This window comes from Neolewinella maritima (assembly GCF_923081025.1).
GTDB classification, from domain to species: domain Bacteria; phylum Bacteroidota; class Bacteroidia; order Chitinophagales; family Saprospiraceae; genus Neolewinella; species Neolewinella maritima.
This window is the reverse complement of record NZ_CAKLPZ010000001.1, coordinates 1,611,097-1,629,690: the sequence shown is the minus strand read 5'-3', so window position 1 is coordinate 1,629,690 and position 18,594 is coordinate 1,611,097. Positions and strand designations below refer to the sequence as shown.

The following is an 18,594-nucleotide window of genomic DNA, read 5'->3' as shown; positions in this document are numbered from 1 at the left end:
GTCCGGTAGGCGTATATACTAGCATGAAATATACCTATACCCTGCTATTCGCTTTAGCGGGTAGTCTGTACCTGTCCGCTCAGTTGAACACTACCCTATTGGGTCAGTTGGATTACGATGTAGACGTCAACGATGTATGGGGCTACGTAGCCCCGGACGGTACAGAATACGCGCTGCTGGGATTGTACGACGGCGTAGCAGTGATCTCCTTAGCTGACCCCAGTAACCCGGTAGAAGTGGCCCGCACGGAGGGCCAGAACAGCAACTGGCGGGACATGAAAACCTACGGGGAGTATGCCTACGTCGTGGCCGATCAGGGCAACGAGGGATTGACCGTGCTGGATTTGCGGGGGCTGCCGGACACCATCAGCTATACTAATAACCGGTATCGGGTGCCGGGCTTCGACCGCGCATTGGTACGTGCCCACAACGTGTATGTAGATACCGAGCAGGGCTTACTCTTCACCGCTGGGGGAGACCGCAACCTCAATGACGGCGGCATCCTGATCTTCGACGTGAAGCAGAACCCCCTCGCTCCTCCCCTGCTGGCGGTAGGTCCGGATACCTACAGCCACGATGTATTCGCACAGCATGGTCTGATGTACGCCTCCGAGATCTATAAGGGTGAACTAGCCGTGTATGACATCAGCGATCTGGCAAACATTCAGGAAGTAGGCCGTACGTCTACGCCCTTTCGCTTTACCCACAATTCCTGGGCTACGGACGACGATAAGACGGTCTTCACTACGGATGAGCGGTCGAACGCCTCGGTGGCTTCCTTCGACCTGACCGATCCGACTGACATCAGGAAACTAGACGAGTACCGCCCGCTGACGAGTCTCAATACCGGCACCATTCCCCACAACGTCCACGTGATCGGAGACTTCCTTTCAATAAGCCACTACACGGACGGACTCCGCGTAGTAGATGCCAGCGATCCGGCTAATCTGATCGAGGTAGGTAATTATGATACCTGGCCGGGAGCCGACGGAGGGTTCAACGGTGCCTGGGGTGCGTATCCTTTTCTGCCGAGCGGGCTGACGCTAGTTTCGGACCGGGCCCGCGGGTTGTTCGTCATCGATGTCGACTACGTTCGTGCGGCGCGGCTGGCGGGCAAGGTCACGAATGCTATGACCGGAGCGGCCGTCAATGGTGCGCAGGTAACTATACTATCCACGCGACTAAATATAGGTAGCAGCGGCACCGCCGGCAACTACCGTACGGGTGTGGTACTCACGGATAGCGCGGGTATGCAAACCACACCCGTTGGGGACGGGACCTATGCCGTGCGCATCAGTGCTCCCGGCTACTTCGACGATACGGTATCCGTGCGTCTAGTCAGCGGTGAAGAGGTACTACAGGATGTAGAGTTACTGCCGCGTATACTGGCTAGTATCGACGTACGGCTACTGGATCGGGCTACTGAAGCACCGATCACCGAGGGTACACTACAATTGGTAGCTGACTCGCTGCGGTTTACTGGAACAACGGATACGTTGGCCCGGGTAACCTTGCTAGATATACCTAATCGCAGCTACCGGGCCATCGCTACGGCCTGGGGGTATCTGCCTACTGTAGTAAACAGGATGGAGGCGGTCGACCTGGACCAGGACGTGATCTATCTGGACCGGGGTTATGCGGACAGTTTTGTCAGTGATTTGGCTTGGACTACGCAAAGCGACACCGCGACCGGTACCTGGCAGCTCAGTAACCTCCGGGAAGCGGAGCTTTTAATTGGTGACGTACAAATCAAGCTGGATACTCAGGCTTACCTGGTAAACTTAGACAGCGGACGCGCGGTGCTACAATCCCCCTACTTCGATTTACGAGACTACGCCGACGACGCTACGCTTTCCTATGCGTACTTCGCGGCCCAGGCTGAGAACACCGGGCAGGGTGAGCTGACCGTACAGCTGCTGCATGCCGCGGATACGGTGCTTCTAGCCAGCTACGCGGATGGTACGACGACTTGGCAACGGGACAGCTTTATGCTTACCGGTAAGCTGGCCTTCACGGATTCCATGCAGATTCAACTTACGGCCTCATCGATGGACACCGCAACGATATTCCGCGCCGGATTCGATGACTTCAGCATTCGCGGCACGCGCCTGATCTCATCGGTGGGTGATGACACAGGCGGTTCTACGCGGGTTTCAGTATTTCCCAACCCTAGTCCAGCAGCCTTTACCCTTCAGCTGGAGGATGCGAAAGCTCAGGATCACCAGCTGACGGTGTATCGGCTCAGCGGGCAGCTAGTAGAGCGGCGCTTACTGACCGCCCGGCAGCAGCGCATTGACCTCGGCGCCAGTTACCCGCCCGGAGTATATATAGTACGCCTGACGACGGATGGTAAACTGACCACTACCCTGCGGATGATCAAACAGTAGACTAGCCCAAATTTATATTTTGTTTTAAATTTGGTGTTTATTAAACAAAATGTATATTTACAGTAAATCACCTTGCTATGGCGTCTACTGGTCCCCGATTTACTGCAACTTATCTGTTGGATCGCTTATCCGGCCAACGAAATACCTCGCAACTATTGCGCAGTGCGTCAGATCGCCAACAGTACCTCACCAAACTGAGTATTTCGGCCTCCCCGAAGGGGTGATGCTGCCTCGGCTGCGCGTACCTTCGGTGGCGTGAAGCGTCGAAGCCGTGCCGCCCTGATTGCCTGTTATGTACTCATCGTACTTACGCAGCTGTACTACCCTAAGTGGCAGTACGTTGGCGGTGATGCGACCATCAGTTATGATGTTTCGGGCTACTATATGTACCTGCCCGCCGTCTTTATCTACCACGACTTGCGCGAGCTGCGCTTTCTGCCTGAACTGGTCGCGAAGTATCGCATGAGCGAAGCCGCGGACCAGGCGTTCACTACTCCCGAGGGGCACCGTGTGCTGAAGTACAGTGCTGGCATGGCAATCATGTATGCGCCGTTTTTTGCCCTTGCGCATGGTTTTGCCGTGCTCTCGTCGGCGTACCCTGCGGACGGATTTTCCCTCCCCTACCAAGTGGCGCTTAGCCTGGCTAGTCTACTTATCAGCTTCGCGGGGCTGTATGCGCTACTTACGCTGCTGCGACGGTATTATTCCGAGAGCGTCTGCGCGGTCACCCTACTCATCATCACCTTCGCCACGAACTACCTGAACTACAGCGCGCTGGACGGTGCGCTCTCGCACAACTACCTGTTTACGCTGTATGCCTGCCTCCTTTTAGCCTGCGACCGGCTGTATCGAGACCCGGAAAATCCACCAACACGTACGTTCGTCCTCATCGGCTTGCTGGTCGGGATGATGGCATTGATTCGACCCACGGAAATACTGGCTGCATCTATCCCCCTGCTGTGGTCGCTTCGGTTGACACCCAGTGGAGTAGTACAGCGTGCAAAGTTCTTCACGCAAAACAGTTTGAGAATCGCTATGGCGGTGCTGATCTGCCTGGCTATAGGGTCGATTCAGCTCCTGTACTGGAAGTACGCAGCGGGGCACTGGCTAGTGTATAGTTATCAGGAGCAGGGCTTCGACTGGTCTACCCCCCACCTTACCGAGGGGATACTCAGCTACCGGGCCGGGTGGTTAACCTATACACCAGTGATGTGGTTTGCGCTGCTCGGGTTCCTCCCCCTGGGCTTCCGCCGGCAGGGTACATTCGCCGCATCGCTGCTGCATACCCTTGCGTTCATATACGTGGCCTTTTCCTGGAGCGTGTGGTGGTACGGTGGCAGTCTGGGCCAGCGAACGATGGTCCAACTGTATCCCGTACTGGCCTTTCCGCTGGCCGCCATGGTATCCTGGGTCAGTCACCGGCCACTCTGGCTCAGTACTGCGTTTGCCGCCCTCTGTCTCTTGTGTACGGCCCACAACCTCTGGTTTACACACCAAGCCCACCGGGGGGGACTGTTTGTGGCAGAATGGATGAATAAGCCCTACTACTGGCGCACCTTATTTACATTCAAAAAGGATACGGATAACTTCCTGCTCCTTGACAATCCAGAATTCTTTCGTGGTACGCCCAAACGCATCGACACCCTCTACGTCAATGACTTTGAAAATGAAAGTGCACGAAGCTGTGACGGCCTATCACCCCGGATCGGAAACCGCGCCTACTGCATGTCAGACACGGTACAGTTTACTCCGGAATACCACATCCCCGGTCCTTTCGCCCGACGTCAATGGATTCGTGTCTCAGCTGATATGGTGAGTAGTGCATCGCGCTGGGATGTCCACAACAGCACGCAGCTTGTCTTGCGCTTCTACCGCGGCGGTGTAGTGCATAAGGAACGGCTCCATCGATTGCACCGGGTGTTGAATGACGAACCGGCCCGCAGTGTCATGCTAGAAGCACGGGCTCCCTGGGACGGCGCGGATGAAGTACGGGTCATGTTGTGGAATGGCGGGGCCACGCAACCACCGGTTCTGATTGATAACCTGATTGTTACTACTCTCGAGTAGTCTGTGGTCGTGTACGGTAGAATGATTCCAGTAGCGCAGCAGCCGGTTTACCACCGGGCGTAAAGCCGCGATCCTCCGGTTCCGTGCGGTCTGAGTAGCCGAGATAGCTTGGCCACTTCCAGACAAAGATCCCCTGCAAGCGACTGGATGCGTCAGCAGCTGCGAGCAAGGCGGCGTAGCAGCGCGCTTGATCTATAGCACTGGCGGGTCGGTCGCCGGCGTCCGCATGAGGATTAGTCCAGGCTCGTTCTACCGACCGGTAGCCTACTTCGGTCAGCCACAACGGTCGCTCAACAGCTAAGCTTATACTATCCGCCAGTTGCATCCAGGATTGGGCGCCCTGGTGAAGTTCATCATCTGTCGGATTTGTGCCTGTCGCCAGTGGGTAGTAGCTGTTGAGTCCGACGGCGTCGAGCTCCTTCCAAAAGGATAGTTGTTCGAATTCTTCCCCCCAGTTTGCCGCATAGGTGAGCTTTCCGTCGTACACTCGGCGCAGATGCTTGATCATGGTACGCCACCGGTCCGGATGGTCCAGGGTGGCGTGAACCAGCTCGGTGCCGATACACAGCGCCGCAATCCCCTCCGCCTGGGCCATGCGGGCGTAGTGAAGCATCCACTGCTCGTAGGTGGTGAAGAATTGGTCCCATTCGGTCTCCGTCGCGAACTGCACATCTCCCGGCCAGGCTCCACCTACCCAGATTTGGGGTTTGAGTAAAACGGCTAGCCCGCGCGCGTGTGCCTGCCGGATGGCATACGTTACGGCGGCATCGTTTTCCGATCCGGCGCCCGTAGGTACCGGCAATTCACCCACGCGGTTCGCTGTCTGCATGAAGGTGTAGGGCACGATGGCCAGGGCGTTTACACGAAGCGATAGCAAGCTATCCAGACTGGGTGCTACTTCCCGGCCCCCATAGCCATTGAATACTCGATAGCCCTCGTGTGCAAAGGTCATACCGGCGTAGAAGTCCGGAGTATTCTCGGTAGCGTAGATGGTGCCGGGAAGTGCGTCCGGTACGACGTGCAGGGAATTATCATCTACCTGCACAGCTTCCATACTTCCCCGCCGCAGACCAATGCGCTCTACCGTAGGGTACAGATAGATGGCCCGCAGATCGCCTACCGAGTCATTCCATATCGCTAGCCGGGGTAGCAGACTGTCGATGCGGTCAGCGCTAGCGTTGTCCACTGAATAGATCAGCAGCGTATCCACTTCCCGGACCGGTGGACCGATAGCCGGAAGCCGTATTTCTGCCTTGGCATCATAGGACCAGTCTCCCCTACTGTAACTGCCCAAGCGCCGCGTTCCCTCCCTATTGGTGACCTCGTACGCCCACTGTCCACTAAAGATGCTCCACCAGCCATCTTCGGCTGCTTCCTCTAGCTCTTCGATAAGTGTCGGTGTATCCTGGTTCAGGCGGACGGTCACCGTGCTTGGAAGTGAATCCGTAGTTGTAAGCGGGTTGAGTATGTTGTACAGCGTCAGGGTATTATCATCACTCGCTTGGAGCAGGTCAAGCACATCCCTTAACTGCGTTCGCAAGCGTGGTGGCAGATGGTCTCCAACAACCAAGGCGGGGAGCTTGGGGTCAAGACTTGCGCAATCCGTGATCCGCAAGGTTTTATTGAGCGGCCGGGCCGCAACCGTTCGCTCCGCCCACCGCAGTAGGCTGGAATCCGTAGTGCAGAGCACCAATTGCCAAGTTTCCGCCCGCAAGTTTGCACGCTGGACGGTGCGCCGATCCGGGGGATTGACAGCCACCTGCTCTGGGGAAGGCGTTGGGCGGTTGCACTGCATGGCACCTGCGGCCGCGCACAGGAGGATGAACAGCCACGCGACGTATGGCTTCATGGCGTATCGACTGCTTCCGCGATCCGGTTCGGGTAGTCCGTAATAATGCCGTCGACGCCCTGGCTGCGGAGCTCCCGCATTCGGGCTACATCATTGACCGTCCAGGGGATGACGCGCATACCCACCGCTTTGGCCTCCGCGATGATGGCCGGTGTGAGCTTGACTTCCCAGGGACTATAGATGGCCGGTACGAAGCCTATCTGACTCATCTTTTTCGCTATACCACCGGGAGCTTCGTCCAGGTATGCAAGCTGCAAACTGCTGTCCCGCGCGTGGATCACGGCCAGTGTGGAGGGGTCGAAACACTGCAGCGTGACTAGCTCGGGGTGCCCCCAGGCAGCTACGTCATCGAGTACCAGGTCGACAAACACTTCACGGGAGGGTACCAGGGCAGGCTCCCAGTCCGCTTGGTACTTCAGTTCGATATTGTAGCGGGGAGACGGGCGATTTTGCTGTACGCAGTAGCGATCGACCGCGGCGAAGACGGCAGCTAAGGTCGGCTTATGTGCGGGGCGGCTCAGCTGTTCGGGAAAGCGGGCATGCGGAAGCTGTCCGCAGTCGTACCGGGCGATCTCCGCTGCGGTCAGCTCGATAAGTCTCACCTCGGCGGTGATCGAGTCCCCACTCGGTGACTGACAGATACCGGGCTCCATCCAGGGGTCGTGACTGACGATGACACGGCGGTCGGCCGAGATGACGACGTCCAGTTCCAGGGTAGTGACCTCCACATAGCTGAGCGCGCGTAGAAAGGCGGGAATAGTGTTTTCCGGTAGCAGTCCGCGGGCGCCGCGGTGCCCCTGCCAGTCGAAGGCGGGCGCAGTAGTCAGCGGCATAGCAGTACGGGTAGTGCCGCAGCAGAGCAGCAGGAGAATGACGCTATATTTGAGGCCATGAAGCACTTAATCGTATTGGTATTGGTATTTACCATGGGCAGCGCAGTGAGCGCACAGACCACCGATAGTCTGGAGGCCAAGATAGCCCGTTTACTGGAGCTCAGCGGGGCCGAAGCACAGTTCCTCACCGCGGTGGATAATATGATCCTCATGCAGCGTCAGCAGGTCGATGCAAGTACTGTGAGTCCTGCTTTCTGGGATGAGTTCAGTAAAGAGATTCACGAAGAGGGCTGGCAGCTTATTCTGCCGGATTTGACGGCCGTGTACCGCAACAATTTGACGGAAGCGGAGATTGATCATCAGATCGCTTACCTGAGCGATCCCCTGAGTCAGCAGATCGTAGCCAAGCAGAGCACCCTGATGCAGCAGAGTATGGCCGCCGGTCAGCAGTGGGGCATGAAAATGGGCGCCCGCGTAGCACAGCGGCTACAGGAAGCCCTGGAAAAAGACTGAGCGTATGTGGAGCCACTGGCTGTTTTGGGTAGTCGCCCTGTTCGTGATCATTTTCGTACGCTACGTAGCCTTCAGCGGTGGCTATCACTATCTGCTGCGCGACCGGTTTCGCGACCGCTTCCGGCACCGCATCTTCCACCCCGAGGTAGGGGCGCGCGCGCAGGTGCATCGGGAAATCTGGCGCTCGGCCGTAGTATCGCTGATCTTTGCCGCCTTCGGCATCGCCGTGCTGGTACTGTGGCAGTATGACTACACCAAACTCTACCTGTCTCTGGATGGTAGCCGGGACTGGATGTGGTTGGTGGCCGGTCCCGTGCTATTCCTTTTGGCTCAGGAAACCTACTACTACTGGATCCACCGGTGGATGCACCGTCCCGGCGTGTACGAGCGGGTGCACAGCTGGCACCACGAGAGCATCGAGACCACGGCCTGGACGGCCTTCAGCTTTCACCCCATCGAAGCCGTACTGCAGGCGGCCTTTCTGCCCATCAGCGTGTGGCTCATTCCCATGCATGCATTTGCCTTTCTGACCTTGCTGGCCGTGATGACGCTATCGGCTACGATCAACCACGCCGGCATCGAGGTATTTCCCGCTAGCTGGACCCGTTTGCCGCTGCTCCGCGGGCTCATCGGTGCCACCCACCACGATGCCCACCATAAGCAGGCGCGCTACAATTTTGGTCTGTACTTCACCTTCTGGGATCACTGGATGGGCACGGAAAGCCCCAAATTTCGCGAGCAATTTCATCGCTACACCAGGCGACAGGATCAGGCATAAGTACAAACCCAGGCCCGGTAACTGAAGATGCGCTCGCGGCGCAGTTCTTGTTCACGGTCAATGCGCCACCCTCTTCGACTTAATGCGTTTCTATAATCAGCTGCGAGGTGCTGCTGTGGATGCAAGGCGTCCCCCGGTAGCGCCCGAAAGATCGGAAGTAGCCAGTCATGCCGGTGTACGTCACTGCTTAGGATGAGTCGCGTACCCGGTCGGGCCAGGCGCGTGAGCGTGTCCAGGCTTTGCGACCAGTCGCTGACGTGATTGATGGCATTGAAGCAGTAGATGGTACTGAAGGTCTCGTGCAATCGGGCTTCCTCCAACGGCTCGGGGAGGAAGGTCACGGTGGGGTAAGCTTCGAAGGAGAAGATGGGTAGCGTGACGTATCGCGGCAGCAGCGGATCGAGTGCCGTCACGCGCTGGCGGTCGTGCAGTAGGGTGAACACTCCGGCGGGTCCGCAACCGGCATCGAGCACCTGGGCATCGGGGTCGATGGTGAACTGGAGTTGATCCAGCAGGCGCTGCCAGTAGGCTTGCTTATCCACCAGATAGGTAGCCGGCGATCGCCCGCGCAAGTACCAGCGCCACCAGCGTAATTCCAGGTACTGGGCCGTGCGCCAGCGGAGCGTGCGAATCCACTTCATAAACTGCAAGGTATCTACTCCGATCCGAGCGCTTCGCCGCACAACATCGTGCACCCGCCATGCCTTTACAAAGACCACAACGATCAACCCATGAACTTCAAAATAGGCGACCGCGTCAAACTCGATAAAACCGGCAAAACGGGCACGATAGCCACGCTGCTGGACAAGGATATGTTTCAGGTCCGACTGGATGGCGGACTGGGTCATCTCCCCGTACCATCTCATGCTATCAGCTTGCTGGACGGACAGTCCCCGCCCCCTACTACAGACAGACAGCCAAGCGCAGTACAGCAGACTGATAACTCGCGAAAGGAGAGCGGTGTGCAGCTTGCCTTTGACCCGGTGTATAATGGAGAGGGCGAGCCGGAGAGCTACCAATTGTATCTGCTGAACGGCACCGGACACCGCATCCTTTTCGAACTGAAGGTCAGGACGGGCGATACCGCACGCTTCAACAAATTCGGTCCCCTACCCGCCCACGATAAGCTCAAACTCACCCAGGTCGCCTACCACTGGCTGAACGAACGCCTGACGCTCGACCTGGACGTGCGCGCCGCCGTGGAGGGGGGCACCGGGCCGCGCCACTTCCAGCAGCTTAAGATCAAGCCCAAGCAGTTCTTCAGCAGCTTCCGTGATGTACCCGACCTGAGTAGGGGCGCGCATGTCTATACTGTCTTCGCCCGCCTTGATAGCAGTTCGGTAGCGGACCGATCGACCGGGCCCAGCCTGAAGGAGCTCACCCGCGCTCAGCTGCAGAAGCAGCCTAAATCGGCGGCAACAAACAAAAACGCTGCAGCCCCCTCCACCCTGCAGGCTCGCACGGAATTCAATGAAACGCTCGACTTACACCTGTCCGCCCTCGTGGACGACCCTGGCCAAATCCCCCGCGACGAAGTACTCGCTACCCAGCTTCGCGCGTTCGATGCCTACATGGATCAGGCCCTACGGCTGGATGTCAAGCAGGTATACATCATCCACGGCGTGGGTGATGGAATTCTTAAAGCAGCTATTCACAAGCGTCTGCCTACCGTACCCTTCATCCGCAAATTTCACAATAGCTACCACCCACGCTACGGCTACGGCGCTACCGAGGTACTCTTTGAATCGTAACTTGCCCCGCCCAAACTATCTGATTATGAAAGCCCTCCCCCTCCTACTTCTCGTACTCACCCTCGTGGGTTGTAACAAGGCCAAAGTCACCGAATTGGAAACCAAGCTCAACAGTGCCGAACGGGAAAACGCGCTCATACGTAGCCAGCTTGAGAACGTACAACGCACCAACGGCGACCTGCTAAATCGCATGGAAGATCTGTCCGTGATTTCCAAGGAAGGTGCCACCAGTATCCGGGAGAGCATCAAGGGCTTTAGCTCACAGACCGAGCGGGTCAATGAGCTCAACCGCAGCATTCAGCGTAAGGACAGTCTTAATCTAGCCCTGGTCCGCAACCTCAAACGCAGCCTCGACAACATCAATGATGAGGACGTGCAGGTAGACGTGCGCGGCGGTAAGGTGTTCGTAAGTATCAGCGACCGTCTGCTGTTCGCCAGTGGCGCCAGCACCTTGAATCCGGCTTCCTCCGAGGTACTGGACAAAGTCAGCCAGGTCCTGAATGACCACCGCAATATCGATGTGATCGTGGAGGGCCACACCGACAATGTCCCGGTAAACAGCCGCTCCGTGAAGGATAACTGGGAACTCAGCACGATGCGTGCCGCATCGGTGGTCCGTCAGCTGGTTAACGAGTTCGGTGTAGATGGTTTCCGCCTGACTGCGGCGGGCCGTGCGGACAATGACCCCCGTGGGGACAACAACACCCCCGAGGGTCGTGCCATGAACCGCCGTACGGAGATCGTGATCACCCCCGCCCTGGATGAGTTTTTCAACCTTGCGCAGGATTCGGCACAGGCGGGTTGAGCCGGGGTGCTTCCAGCAGTGCGGGAGCTGGTGCAACGCGAATACGGGGTACGGCCAGGCGAGCGGTCACCAGCCGGCGGCAGTCGCTGTACCCACCTTCGACCGGAAGTAATAGTTCGGCTTCCACGGGTAGCGATTGCATATGCTGATCATCGATGGCACGGAGTGGCCAGCTGCGTTCGCTTTCCAGGGTCACCGTTAGCGCTCCACGGCGTGCATCGTAGGTAGCCCGGACGACGCGCGCATCTAGGACCTCACCGTGTCTGCCGTGTAGCTGAAGGGCTCCGGCCGCAAAATCCCCGGATTCGTCCAGGGGGTTTTCCCCATCTTCTACATTGATCGTCAGGTGCCACTGAAAGGCGTATTCACCGCTATTGCGACGACGAAGCTCGAAGCGGGTGCCAGCAAGGTCCACCAGCGGGTGTGCGGAGGTATTCACACGGAGCTGCACGGGAATACGAAGTTCCGGCATACCGTCGCGTGGTGACAGCACGAGATCATATCCGATAGTGACCGGCTCAACTTGCTTGTCCTGGAATAGCGCTGGAGCCGTCTGCCCCTGAATGACAAAGTGCAGTCCACCGTCACTCGTCCGGACAGATACCGTGGGGGCATCCTGATAGGCCCCGCCCCGCAGGTTGGCGATGGTCCAGCCTGCCTGCGCTAGCTCCTCCGGCAGCCCCTTCAGTTCTACGGTATGCCGGTGCGTGGCTGCTTCGCGTAGGGGTACCACGGCAGTAGAGGTAGCCGGTAGCTGACTGAAGTAGGCCGCAATCTGCTGCGGGGTAGGCAGCGGCGCAAACAGTGCAGCTCGGGAGTACGGACCGGTAAAGTCAGTATAGACAATGGTTTCCCAGTCGCTAGCCGAAAAGCTATTCTGCTGCTCCCGTCGGTGACTCAGCGAGCTGTTTATGGAGGCGCTAAGGGGGAGGTTTACATTGATGCCCACAGACTGCTCGGCTGCAACTACCTCCTCGGTGTCCGTAAGGTGTTTGATGAGTACACCTTCGAAATGCTGCAAATAATAGGCCTCTTGGCGTAGTTCGGGGTGCAGTACGTAAAACTGCCAGAGTTGGCCCAGTAGGGCGGTAGTTCGTTCGTCGCCTGCACCCAGTGCCTGTACGATGGGACTCTGAAAGGATCCGGCCATCGCCAGCACGCTGCTGCTGCGTTTAGCATCGGTATCCAGGGCAGCAGCAAAGGCTGCGTACGGTGGTTTGAATCCGCCATCAAGCGCAGCTTTTAGATAGCCACCACAATTCTTTGTGAATACAAAGCTATCGAAGCCGGCACGTGGCTCGGGCAGTACGCTTTCCTGATCCGCGGGAAAGAGGACGTTGGCGGGTGAATAGCGGAGGGCATCCAGGGGGGCAGCTATTTCGCGTTCACTGAACACATAACTCATCAGACTACCACCGTGAATATCCGCCCGCTCCACGCGTGTGCGTAAGCTCCGCTTACCCAGGAAGTTCTCGATCGTAGGTGGTGTATAGTCGCGCTTACCCTCCGCTCTACTGAATCCACAAAAGTCGTAGTGCCGGGCGAATACGTCCTGCAGCGCGCCACCGAGAAACAGCCGGCTATAGGCCCGCTCGGGGGGCCAGGACGGTTCGTCGCGCTTGCGCCGCTTCTGGGCATCGAGCAAGCCCGGACCCAAGAGTGCGAGCAGGAATAGGACAAGTAGTCGGGGGGAGGTACGCATAGACCGGTGAAGTGATCGGGTGTATGGGTACTAAAGGCATTTGTCTGCGCCTTATTGTGAGTGGCATGATGCCACGCATTCCTAAAACAGGGAGAGTTGGGGGCGCCGCCGCTGCTCGAATGGTTCGAAGTTATAGTCCGGCCAGTCTACTGGCTCGGGAAAGTACTTGCGCTGCGCGAGGCGAAACTGCTGGGCGATCAGATCAGCCAGCGCGCCCTCCCCCCGATGGCGGATCCCGAAGCGTTTCTCGCCCAGTGCACCACCCCGGCAGTCGCGAATGCGATTGAGTACGCGTTCCGCCCGGTCGGGATAGGTTTGTCGGATCCAGTCCACGAAAATATCGGCGATCTGGTCGTTGAGTCGCACGATGGAATAATTGATGCGGCGTGCACCTGCCTCAGCGGCCCGTTTGGCAATTCCCAGCACTTCGTGATCCGTCAGTCCCGGAATGATGGGGGCAATATTCACCATGACGGGTATCCCGGCAGCGCTCAGCGTTTCTACTGCGCGGAATCGCTGCGCAATACTGGCCGTACGGGGTTCTAACAGTCTACGCACATCCTCCTCCAGGGTCGTGATGCTAAAGCAGACGTGCAGCAGGTCCTCACTGGCAAGGTCCTTCAACAGGCCGAGGTCGCGAACGATAAGGCTGTTCTTGGTGATCAGACCCACCGGATGTCGAAGTTCGGCCAGTACCTGCAGACACTGCTGGGTAAGCCGGAAGGTCCGTTCGGCGGGTTGGTAGCTGTCCGTATTACCGCTCATCATGACCGGTAAAGGCTGGTAGGTCTTCTTCAGCAGGGCCTGACGGAGCAGGACTGGTGCTTCAGCCTTATACAGGATCTTAGTTTCAAAGTCCAGTCCCGCGCTGTAGCCCCAGTAGGTATGCGTGGTGCGCGCGAAACAGTACACGCAGCCGTGCTCGCAACCCTGATAGCTATTGAGCCCGTAGCCGCTACCTAGATCAGGGCTGGTGATCTTATTGAGGATGGTCTTGGGATGGGTAGGTAGATAGGTGGTGCGCAGCGCATCCTCCGGGTCGGGCAGCTCGTCGTACCGCAGGTTGTGGTAGGGATTGGCGATGTTGACCTGCGCACCCCTCCCCTTTCGGTAGCTCTCTTCCATGTTAGCGACGGTGTTTCAGACGTATCGCATTTCCAATCACTACTACATCGGAGAAGGCCATGAAGAGGGCGGCCCACATCGGGTTCAGATAACCCAGGGCTGCAAGGGGAATAGCGACGATGTTGTAGCTGAAGGCCCAGAACAGACTCTCGCGGATCGTCCGCACCGTGAGCGCTGCAATCCGCCGGCCCTCCACCAGCAGGGAAAGATCGTCGCGCATAAGGACTACCTGCGCCGCATCCAGTGCCACTGCACTCGCCCCGCCCAGGCTGATCCCTAGATCGGCCCGACTCAGCGCGGCTGCGTCATTGATGCCATCACCGACCATGGCCGTAGGTTGCTGGGTACTTAGCTGCGTGATACGCGCTAGCTTCTGCTGGGGTAACTGCCCGGCATAAATGGTGTCGATTCCCACTGCCTCGCCTACCTGCGCCGCTTTTTCTTCCCGATCACCGGTAAGCATCACAGGCTTTATGCCCACCTCCTTTAGCGATTGTATCAGTACGTCCGCCCCTTCCCGTACCTGATCGATCAGCGTAAACTCCGCGAGTACCTGCCCGTCACGCGTCAGCACAACATCGGCGTTCTCGCTGATCCCCGTAGCTGATCCTAGATAGAACGGCCCGGCGGTAAGACCACTCCCGGCAGTTTCGTGTACATCCAGCGGACCGGCAAACGCTTGGTAACCGGGGTTAGCCGGATCAGCCAGCTTTTCTTTCCATAAGTGATTGCGGATGGAAGTGGCAATAGGGTGGGAACTGTAGCCCTCCAATTCGAAAATCAGACGACCCACTAATTCGGGATCCTGTCCTTCCGTGACGAGGTATCTACCGACCGTTAGTGCTCCGGTAGTTAGCGTACCGGTCTTGTCGAACACCATAGTCTTGATGCCCGCCAGCGTTTCCACAGTACGGCCACCGCGAATAAGCACGCCGAGTCGTGCTAGTCGACCAACACCAACCATCACAGCTGTCGGAGTGGCCAGTCCCATGGCACAAGGACAGGAGATCAGGAGCACCGCGATGGCATTCATCAACGCTTGTGTAGGACTAGCATATCCACTGAGCCAGCCGAGCAGGAAAGTTAGGATACTAATGCCCACCACGACGGGGACAAATACCGCGCTGATGCGATCAGCCAAACGCTGCAACTGCGGCTTGTCGGCCTGTGCGGTCTTGACCAGTTCGATGATCCGCGCTAGAGTGCCATCACGGTAGGCCTGGGTGACTTCCAGCGTGGCCTGTCCGTAGACGACCAGACTACCTCCGAGCAGCCGGTCACCGATTTGCTTTTCTACCGGCATACTCTCGCCGGTCAGCATGGCTTCATCGACGGCAACTCCCCCCTGCCGGAGAATGCCGTCCAGCGGAATCTTATCGCCGGTATTCGCCCGCACCTGCGTGCCCGGCTGCACTTCTTCTACGGGCAACTGGACCAAGGTGCCGCTGGGCATAACTGCAGTAACGCGTTCTGGCCGCAGGGCGGTCAGGGCTCCGATGGCGGTAGTCGTGCGCTGCACGGCGCGCGCTTCCAACCAGTTGCCTACCAGGACCAGGGTGATGATGGTGGCGGCCGTCTCGAAGAAGTAGTAACGGGGCTCCTGCAGGGCTAAACCGACCAGGCTGTAGACGAAGGCCGCGGTCGCGCCCAGGAATATGAGAACGTCCATATTTAAAAAGCGCTGCCGCAGACCAGCCAGTGCAGACCGGCCAAAGTGCAGCCCCCCGATCAGGTAGACGGGCAGTGCGAGGGCAAATTGCGTCCACCCGAGCTCTAGCCACTGCAGGTGTATACCGGCTACCATGAGCAGGTGACCGAGCAGGAGCGGGAGGGTGAAGGCGGTACACAGCAACAGACGTTGCCGAGCGGTGAGTGACCAGGATCTACCGGTGGTCTCCGTCGGCTGATCGTCCACTACCCGGAAGCCAAGCTTCTGTATGCCGGCCCTGACCGAAGCGGCATCGGAGATTTCATCGTTGGGGCGGTAACGCACCTCACGGGTCTGAAAGTTGACCTGTACGTCCTCCAGACCCTGACGTTCCAGATAGCGGTGGATAGACTGGGCGCAGTTGTTGCAATCCATTCCATCGACCCGTAATTCTATGATGTCTGCGCGTTTGGTCACGAACTAAAGCTTGGTTATTACCTTCTACACGGAACGCCCGAACGGGCCAAACAGTTACTACAAACTACACGATATGAAGACTTTAACCCCACTACTGCTGCTGCTCGCCCTATTCGTATCCGGCTGCGGCGGAGATACCAACGAGATGGCCATGGATCAGGGCGGCGTCGAGGAAGAACACCCCGACGAGCTGATCGGATCGGGCAATCCCAGCAACGATGATATCCGCCTCACCGACTTCCCCGCCTCCACCGAATTTCCCGACGCGAGCATCGACAATTGGACGTTTGATGCCGGCACCTTTGACTACGAAGTGAGTAATTACGAATTCGGCGTGCAGACGCCGGACGCCGAAGAGATCATGTGCGCCAATTCGGCGAAGGGGCAGCACGTTCACCTCATCGTTGACAACGAGCCGTACATCGCAAAGTACGAGCCGACCTTCGAGCACGTCCTGTCTAACGGGCAGCATTACATCCTGAGTTTCCTGAGCCGCAGCTACCACGAGTCGATCAAAACGCCCGCCGCCCACCGTGCCGTACTGGCGAATGTCATGAACGGGGGATTCAACGAGCCGACCGACATCACCGAGCCAATGCTGTTCTATAGCCGCCCCAAGGGCACCTACGTCGGTGAGCGGGAGACGGAGCAAGTGATGCTCGACTTTTACCCCGTCAACGCGGAACTCGGCGAAGACTACCAGGTCAAGGCCAACATCAACGGTAGGGAGTTCATGATCGATGAGTGGAAGCCGTACTTCATCGAGGGACTGCCCCTGGGCGAAAACACCGTAACCCTTACCCTCATGGCCGGTGACAGTATCGTAGACGCGCCACTGAACCCCGTACGCCGCACTTTCACCCTCGAAGCCCTCCCGGCCGAGCAGGGCGATAGCAAATAGGCTACCCGTACATACACACGCAAAAAGGCCCGATCACCGTAGTGATCGGGCCTTTTCTATCTGCGGTCCTTTGCGAGTTATTCGAAGCGCGTGATCTCACCGCTCTTGATGCGTGCGCGGTAGCTGGTCAGCGCGCGCCGCACGTTGGGCATGAGGAGGTACAGCCCGAACACATTGGGAAAGCACATGGCGAAGATCATCGCATCACCGAAATCGAATACGGCGCTGGCCGAGATCGCCGAACCGATGACTACGAAGATGCAGAAGATCACCTTGTAAATGGCCTCGTTGATTTTTGATTCGCCGAACAGGTAGGTCCAGCACTTAAGGCCGTAGTACGACCAACTGATCATCGTAGACAGGGCGAATAGAATCACCGCCACACCCAGTACCATGGGGAACCAGCTGATGACGCTTTCGAAGGCCGCCGAGGTAAGGGTGATGTCACCCACCGAGTCGTTGACCTTGTTTTCAAACGCCAACTCCGCACCGTAGCCTCCGTAGTTCGTAATAATAATAACCAGCGCCGTCATCGTACAGATGACCACCGTGTCGATAAATGGCTCCAGGAGGGCTACAATGCCCTCGCTGATGGGTTCGTCGGTCTTGGCGGCAGAGTGCGCGATGGATGCCGAACCCACACCGGCCTCGTTGCTGAAGGCGGCGCGACGGAAACCCTGAATAAGCACACCGATGATGCCACCGTAGAGGGCATCCGCGTTGAAGGCACCGCCGATGATAGTACCGAAGGCTGCGGGAATATCCGCGAAGTGGTAGCCTAGTACTACGAGCGCGCCGAGTACATAGATGCCTACCATGAAGGGCACGACCTTGTCCGTGACGCGAGCAATACTCTTGATACCGCCGATGATGATGAGTCCTACCGTAAGGGCCATGGCAACACCGAAGATCCACCCCCTGCCGTAGAAGAAGCTGTCCACCCCACCGGTCACTTCGGTCAGCTGCTGGGTAGCCTGGTTGATCTGCACCATATTGCCGCCACCGAAGCTACCGCCGATACAGGCGATAGCGAACATTACGGCGAGCACCTTGCCGAGCACGGCCCAGCCCGGGCCTTTCTCCTTCAGGCCCTTGTCGAGGTAGTACATGGGACCACCGGAGACCGAGCCATCGGCGTGCACATCCCGGTACATCACACCCAGCGAGCACTCTACGAATTTAGAGGTCATGCCCAGTAGTCCGGCCACGATCATCCAGAAGGTGGCACCGGGCCCGCCCAGGGCAACTGCGTAAGCTACTCCGGCAATATTGCCTACACCGACCGTACCGGAAAGCGCCGCCGTGAGGGCCTGAAAGTGGGAGACTTCACCCTGGTCGTCCGGATCGTCGTACTTGCCCCGCACCACATCCAGGGCGTGCTTGAAGCCCGTGATGTTGATGAAGCCCATATAGAAGGTGAAGACGGTGGCACCGATGATGAGCCAGGGCAGCACGAAGGGGATCTGAACGCCGGCAATACTCACCTCGAAGAACACCACCGACTCCACTACCGCGGTGACGGGTTCGAAAATGGCCTGCAGCCGCTCGTCAATGGTCGAACCACTGGTGCCGGCCTCTTCGATCAGATCGGATTCATCCTGCGCCAACAGGTAAACGGGGCCTAGCAGAAGCAGGATGAGGGAGAATAGACGTCTGACCATGTGGGGAGTGTGAAGTAGCAAATGCGCAAGGTAGCAACTTTTCCAGAGCAACATTCCGGTCGCTTTATCAATTACGGCAAACCGACTACCTTACGGA

General features: G+C 57.9%; 14 protein-coding genes. 7 read left to right on the top strand and 7 right to left on the bottom strand.

Annotation, left to right across the window (positions count from 1 at the left end):
* Positions 1-23 precede the first annotated feature (23 nt).
* Together MJQ68_RS06770 and MJQ68_RS06765 are read left to right on the top strand one after the other, a co-directional pair.
* Entirely contained in the window at positions 24-2,387 is a 2,364-nt protein-coding gene (locus tag MJQ68_RS06770) for a choice-of-anchor B family protein (protein WP_238750272.1), read from the top strand.
* Positions 2,388-2,642: 255 nt separating this feature from the next.
* Complete coding sequence (locus tag MJQ68_RS06765; protein WP_238750271.1) at positions 2,643-4,454, top strand: hypothetical protein; 1,812 nt, start codon at positions 2,643-2,645, stop codon at positions 4,452-4,454.
* On the opposite strand, the gene MJQ68_RS06760 is transcribed toward MJQ68_RS06765, so the two are convergent.
* A complete protein-coding gene (locus MJQ68_RS06760) occupies positions 4,441-5,973 on the bottom strand; it encodes a glycoside hydrolase family 113 (protein WP_238750270.1) in 1,533 nt (510 codons plus the stop codon). The two genes, MJQ68_RS06765 and MJQ68_RS06760, sit on opposite strands and share 14 nt — an antisense overlap.
* A gap of 326 nt (positions 5,974-6,299) precedes the next feature.
* Positions 6,300-7,136 (bottom strand): glycerophosphodiester phosphodiesterase family protein, encoded by an 837-nt coding sequence (locus MJQ68_RS06755; protein ID WP_238750269.1) that lies wholly within the window; start codon positions 7,134-7,136, stop codon positions 6,300-6,302.
* Between the two features lie 57 nt (positions 7,137-7,193).
* Between MJQ68_RS06755 and MJQ68_RS06750 the strand changes: the two genes are divergently transcribed.
* Both MJQ68_RS06750 and MJQ68_RS06745 read left to right on the top strand, forming a co-directional pair.
* Positions 7,194-7,649, top strand: coding sequence for a DUF2059 domain-containing protein (locus tag MJQ68_RS06750; protein WP_238750268.1), 456 nt, complete (start codon positions 7,194-7,196; stop codon positions 7,647-7,649).
* Positions 7,650-7,653: 4 nt separating this feature from the next.
* The gene (locus tag MJQ68_RS06745; RefSeq protein WP_238750267.1) at positions 7,654-8,427 is read left to right on the top strand and encodes a sterol desaturase family protein; all 774 of its coding nucleotides are present in this window, start codon (positions 7,654-7,656) and stop codon (positions 8,425-8,427) included.
* Here MJQ68_RS06745 and MJQ68_RS06740 read toward each other — a convergent pair.
* Positions 8,418-9,068, bottom strand: coding sequence for a class I SAM-dependent methyltransferase (locus tag MJQ68_RS06740; protein ID WP_238750266.1), 651 nt, complete (start codon positions 9,066-9,068; stop codon positions 8,418-8,420). The genes MJQ68_RS06745 and MJQ68_RS06740 overlap by 10 nt on opposite strands.
* Positions 9,069-9,158: 90 nt before the next feature.
* Between MJQ68_RS06740 and MJQ68_RS06735 the strand changes: the two genes are divergently transcribed.
* Entirely contained in the window at positions 9,159-10,178 is a 1,020-nt protein-coding gene (locus MJQ68_RS06735; protein WP_238750265.1) for a Smr/MutS family protein, read from the top strand.
* Between the two features lie 25 nt (positions 10,179-10,203).
* Entirely contained in the window at positions 10,204-10,983 is a 780-nt protein-coding gene (locus MJQ68_RS06730) for an OmpA/MotB family protein (protein ID WP_238750264.1), read from the top strand.
* Here MJQ68_RS06730 and MJQ68_RS06725 read toward each other — a convergent pair.
* The 3 genes from MJQ68_RS06725 to MJQ68_RS06715 all read right to left on the bottom strand — a co-directional run bounded on the left by MJQ68_RS06725 (position 10,949) and on the right by MJQ68_RS06715 (position 15,935).
* Entirely contained in the window at positions 10,949-12,685 is a 1,737-nt protein-coding gene (locus MJQ68_RS06725; protein WP_238750263.1) for a hypothetical protein, read from the bottom strand. The two genes, MJQ68_RS06730 and MJQ68_RS06725, sit on opposite strands and share 35 nt — an antisense overlap.
* Positions 12,686-12,766: 81 nt before the next feature.
* Positions 12,767-13,810, bottom strand: coding sequence for a PA0069 family radical SAM protein (locus MJQ68_RS06720; RefSeq protein ID WP_238750262.1), 1,044 nt, complete (start codon positions 13,808-13,810; stop codon positions 12,767-12,769).
* A 1-nt stretch (position 13,811) separates the two neighbouring features.
* On the bottom strand, positions 13,812-15,935 hold the full coding sequence (locus tag MJQ68_RS06715; RefSeq protein ID WP_238750261.1) for a heavy metal translocating P-type ATPase: 2,124 nt from the start codon (positions 15,933-15,935) through the stop codon (positions 13,812-13,814).
* 73 nt (positions 15,936-16,008) lie between these two features.
* On the opposite strand from MJQ68_RS06715, the gene MJQ68_RS06710 reads away from it, so the two are divergent.
* On the top strand, positions 16,009-16,836 hold the full coding sequence (locus MJQ68_RS06710; RefSeq protein ID WP_238750260.1) for a hypothetical protein: 828 nt from the start codon (positions 16,009-16,011) through the stop codon (positions 16,834-16,836).
* 77 nt (positions 16,837-16,913) lie between these two features.
* On the opposite strand, the gene MJQ68_RS06705 is transcribed toward MJQ68_RS06710, so the two are convergent.
* The gene (locus MJQ68_RS06705; RefSeq protein WP_238750259.1) at positions 16,914-18,497 is read right to left on the bottom strand and encodes an alanine/glycine:cation symporter family protein; all 1,584 of its coding nucleotides are present in this window, start codon (positions 18,495-18,497) and stop codon (positions 16,914-16,916) included.
* Positions 18,498-18,594: the final 97 nt, after the last annotated feature.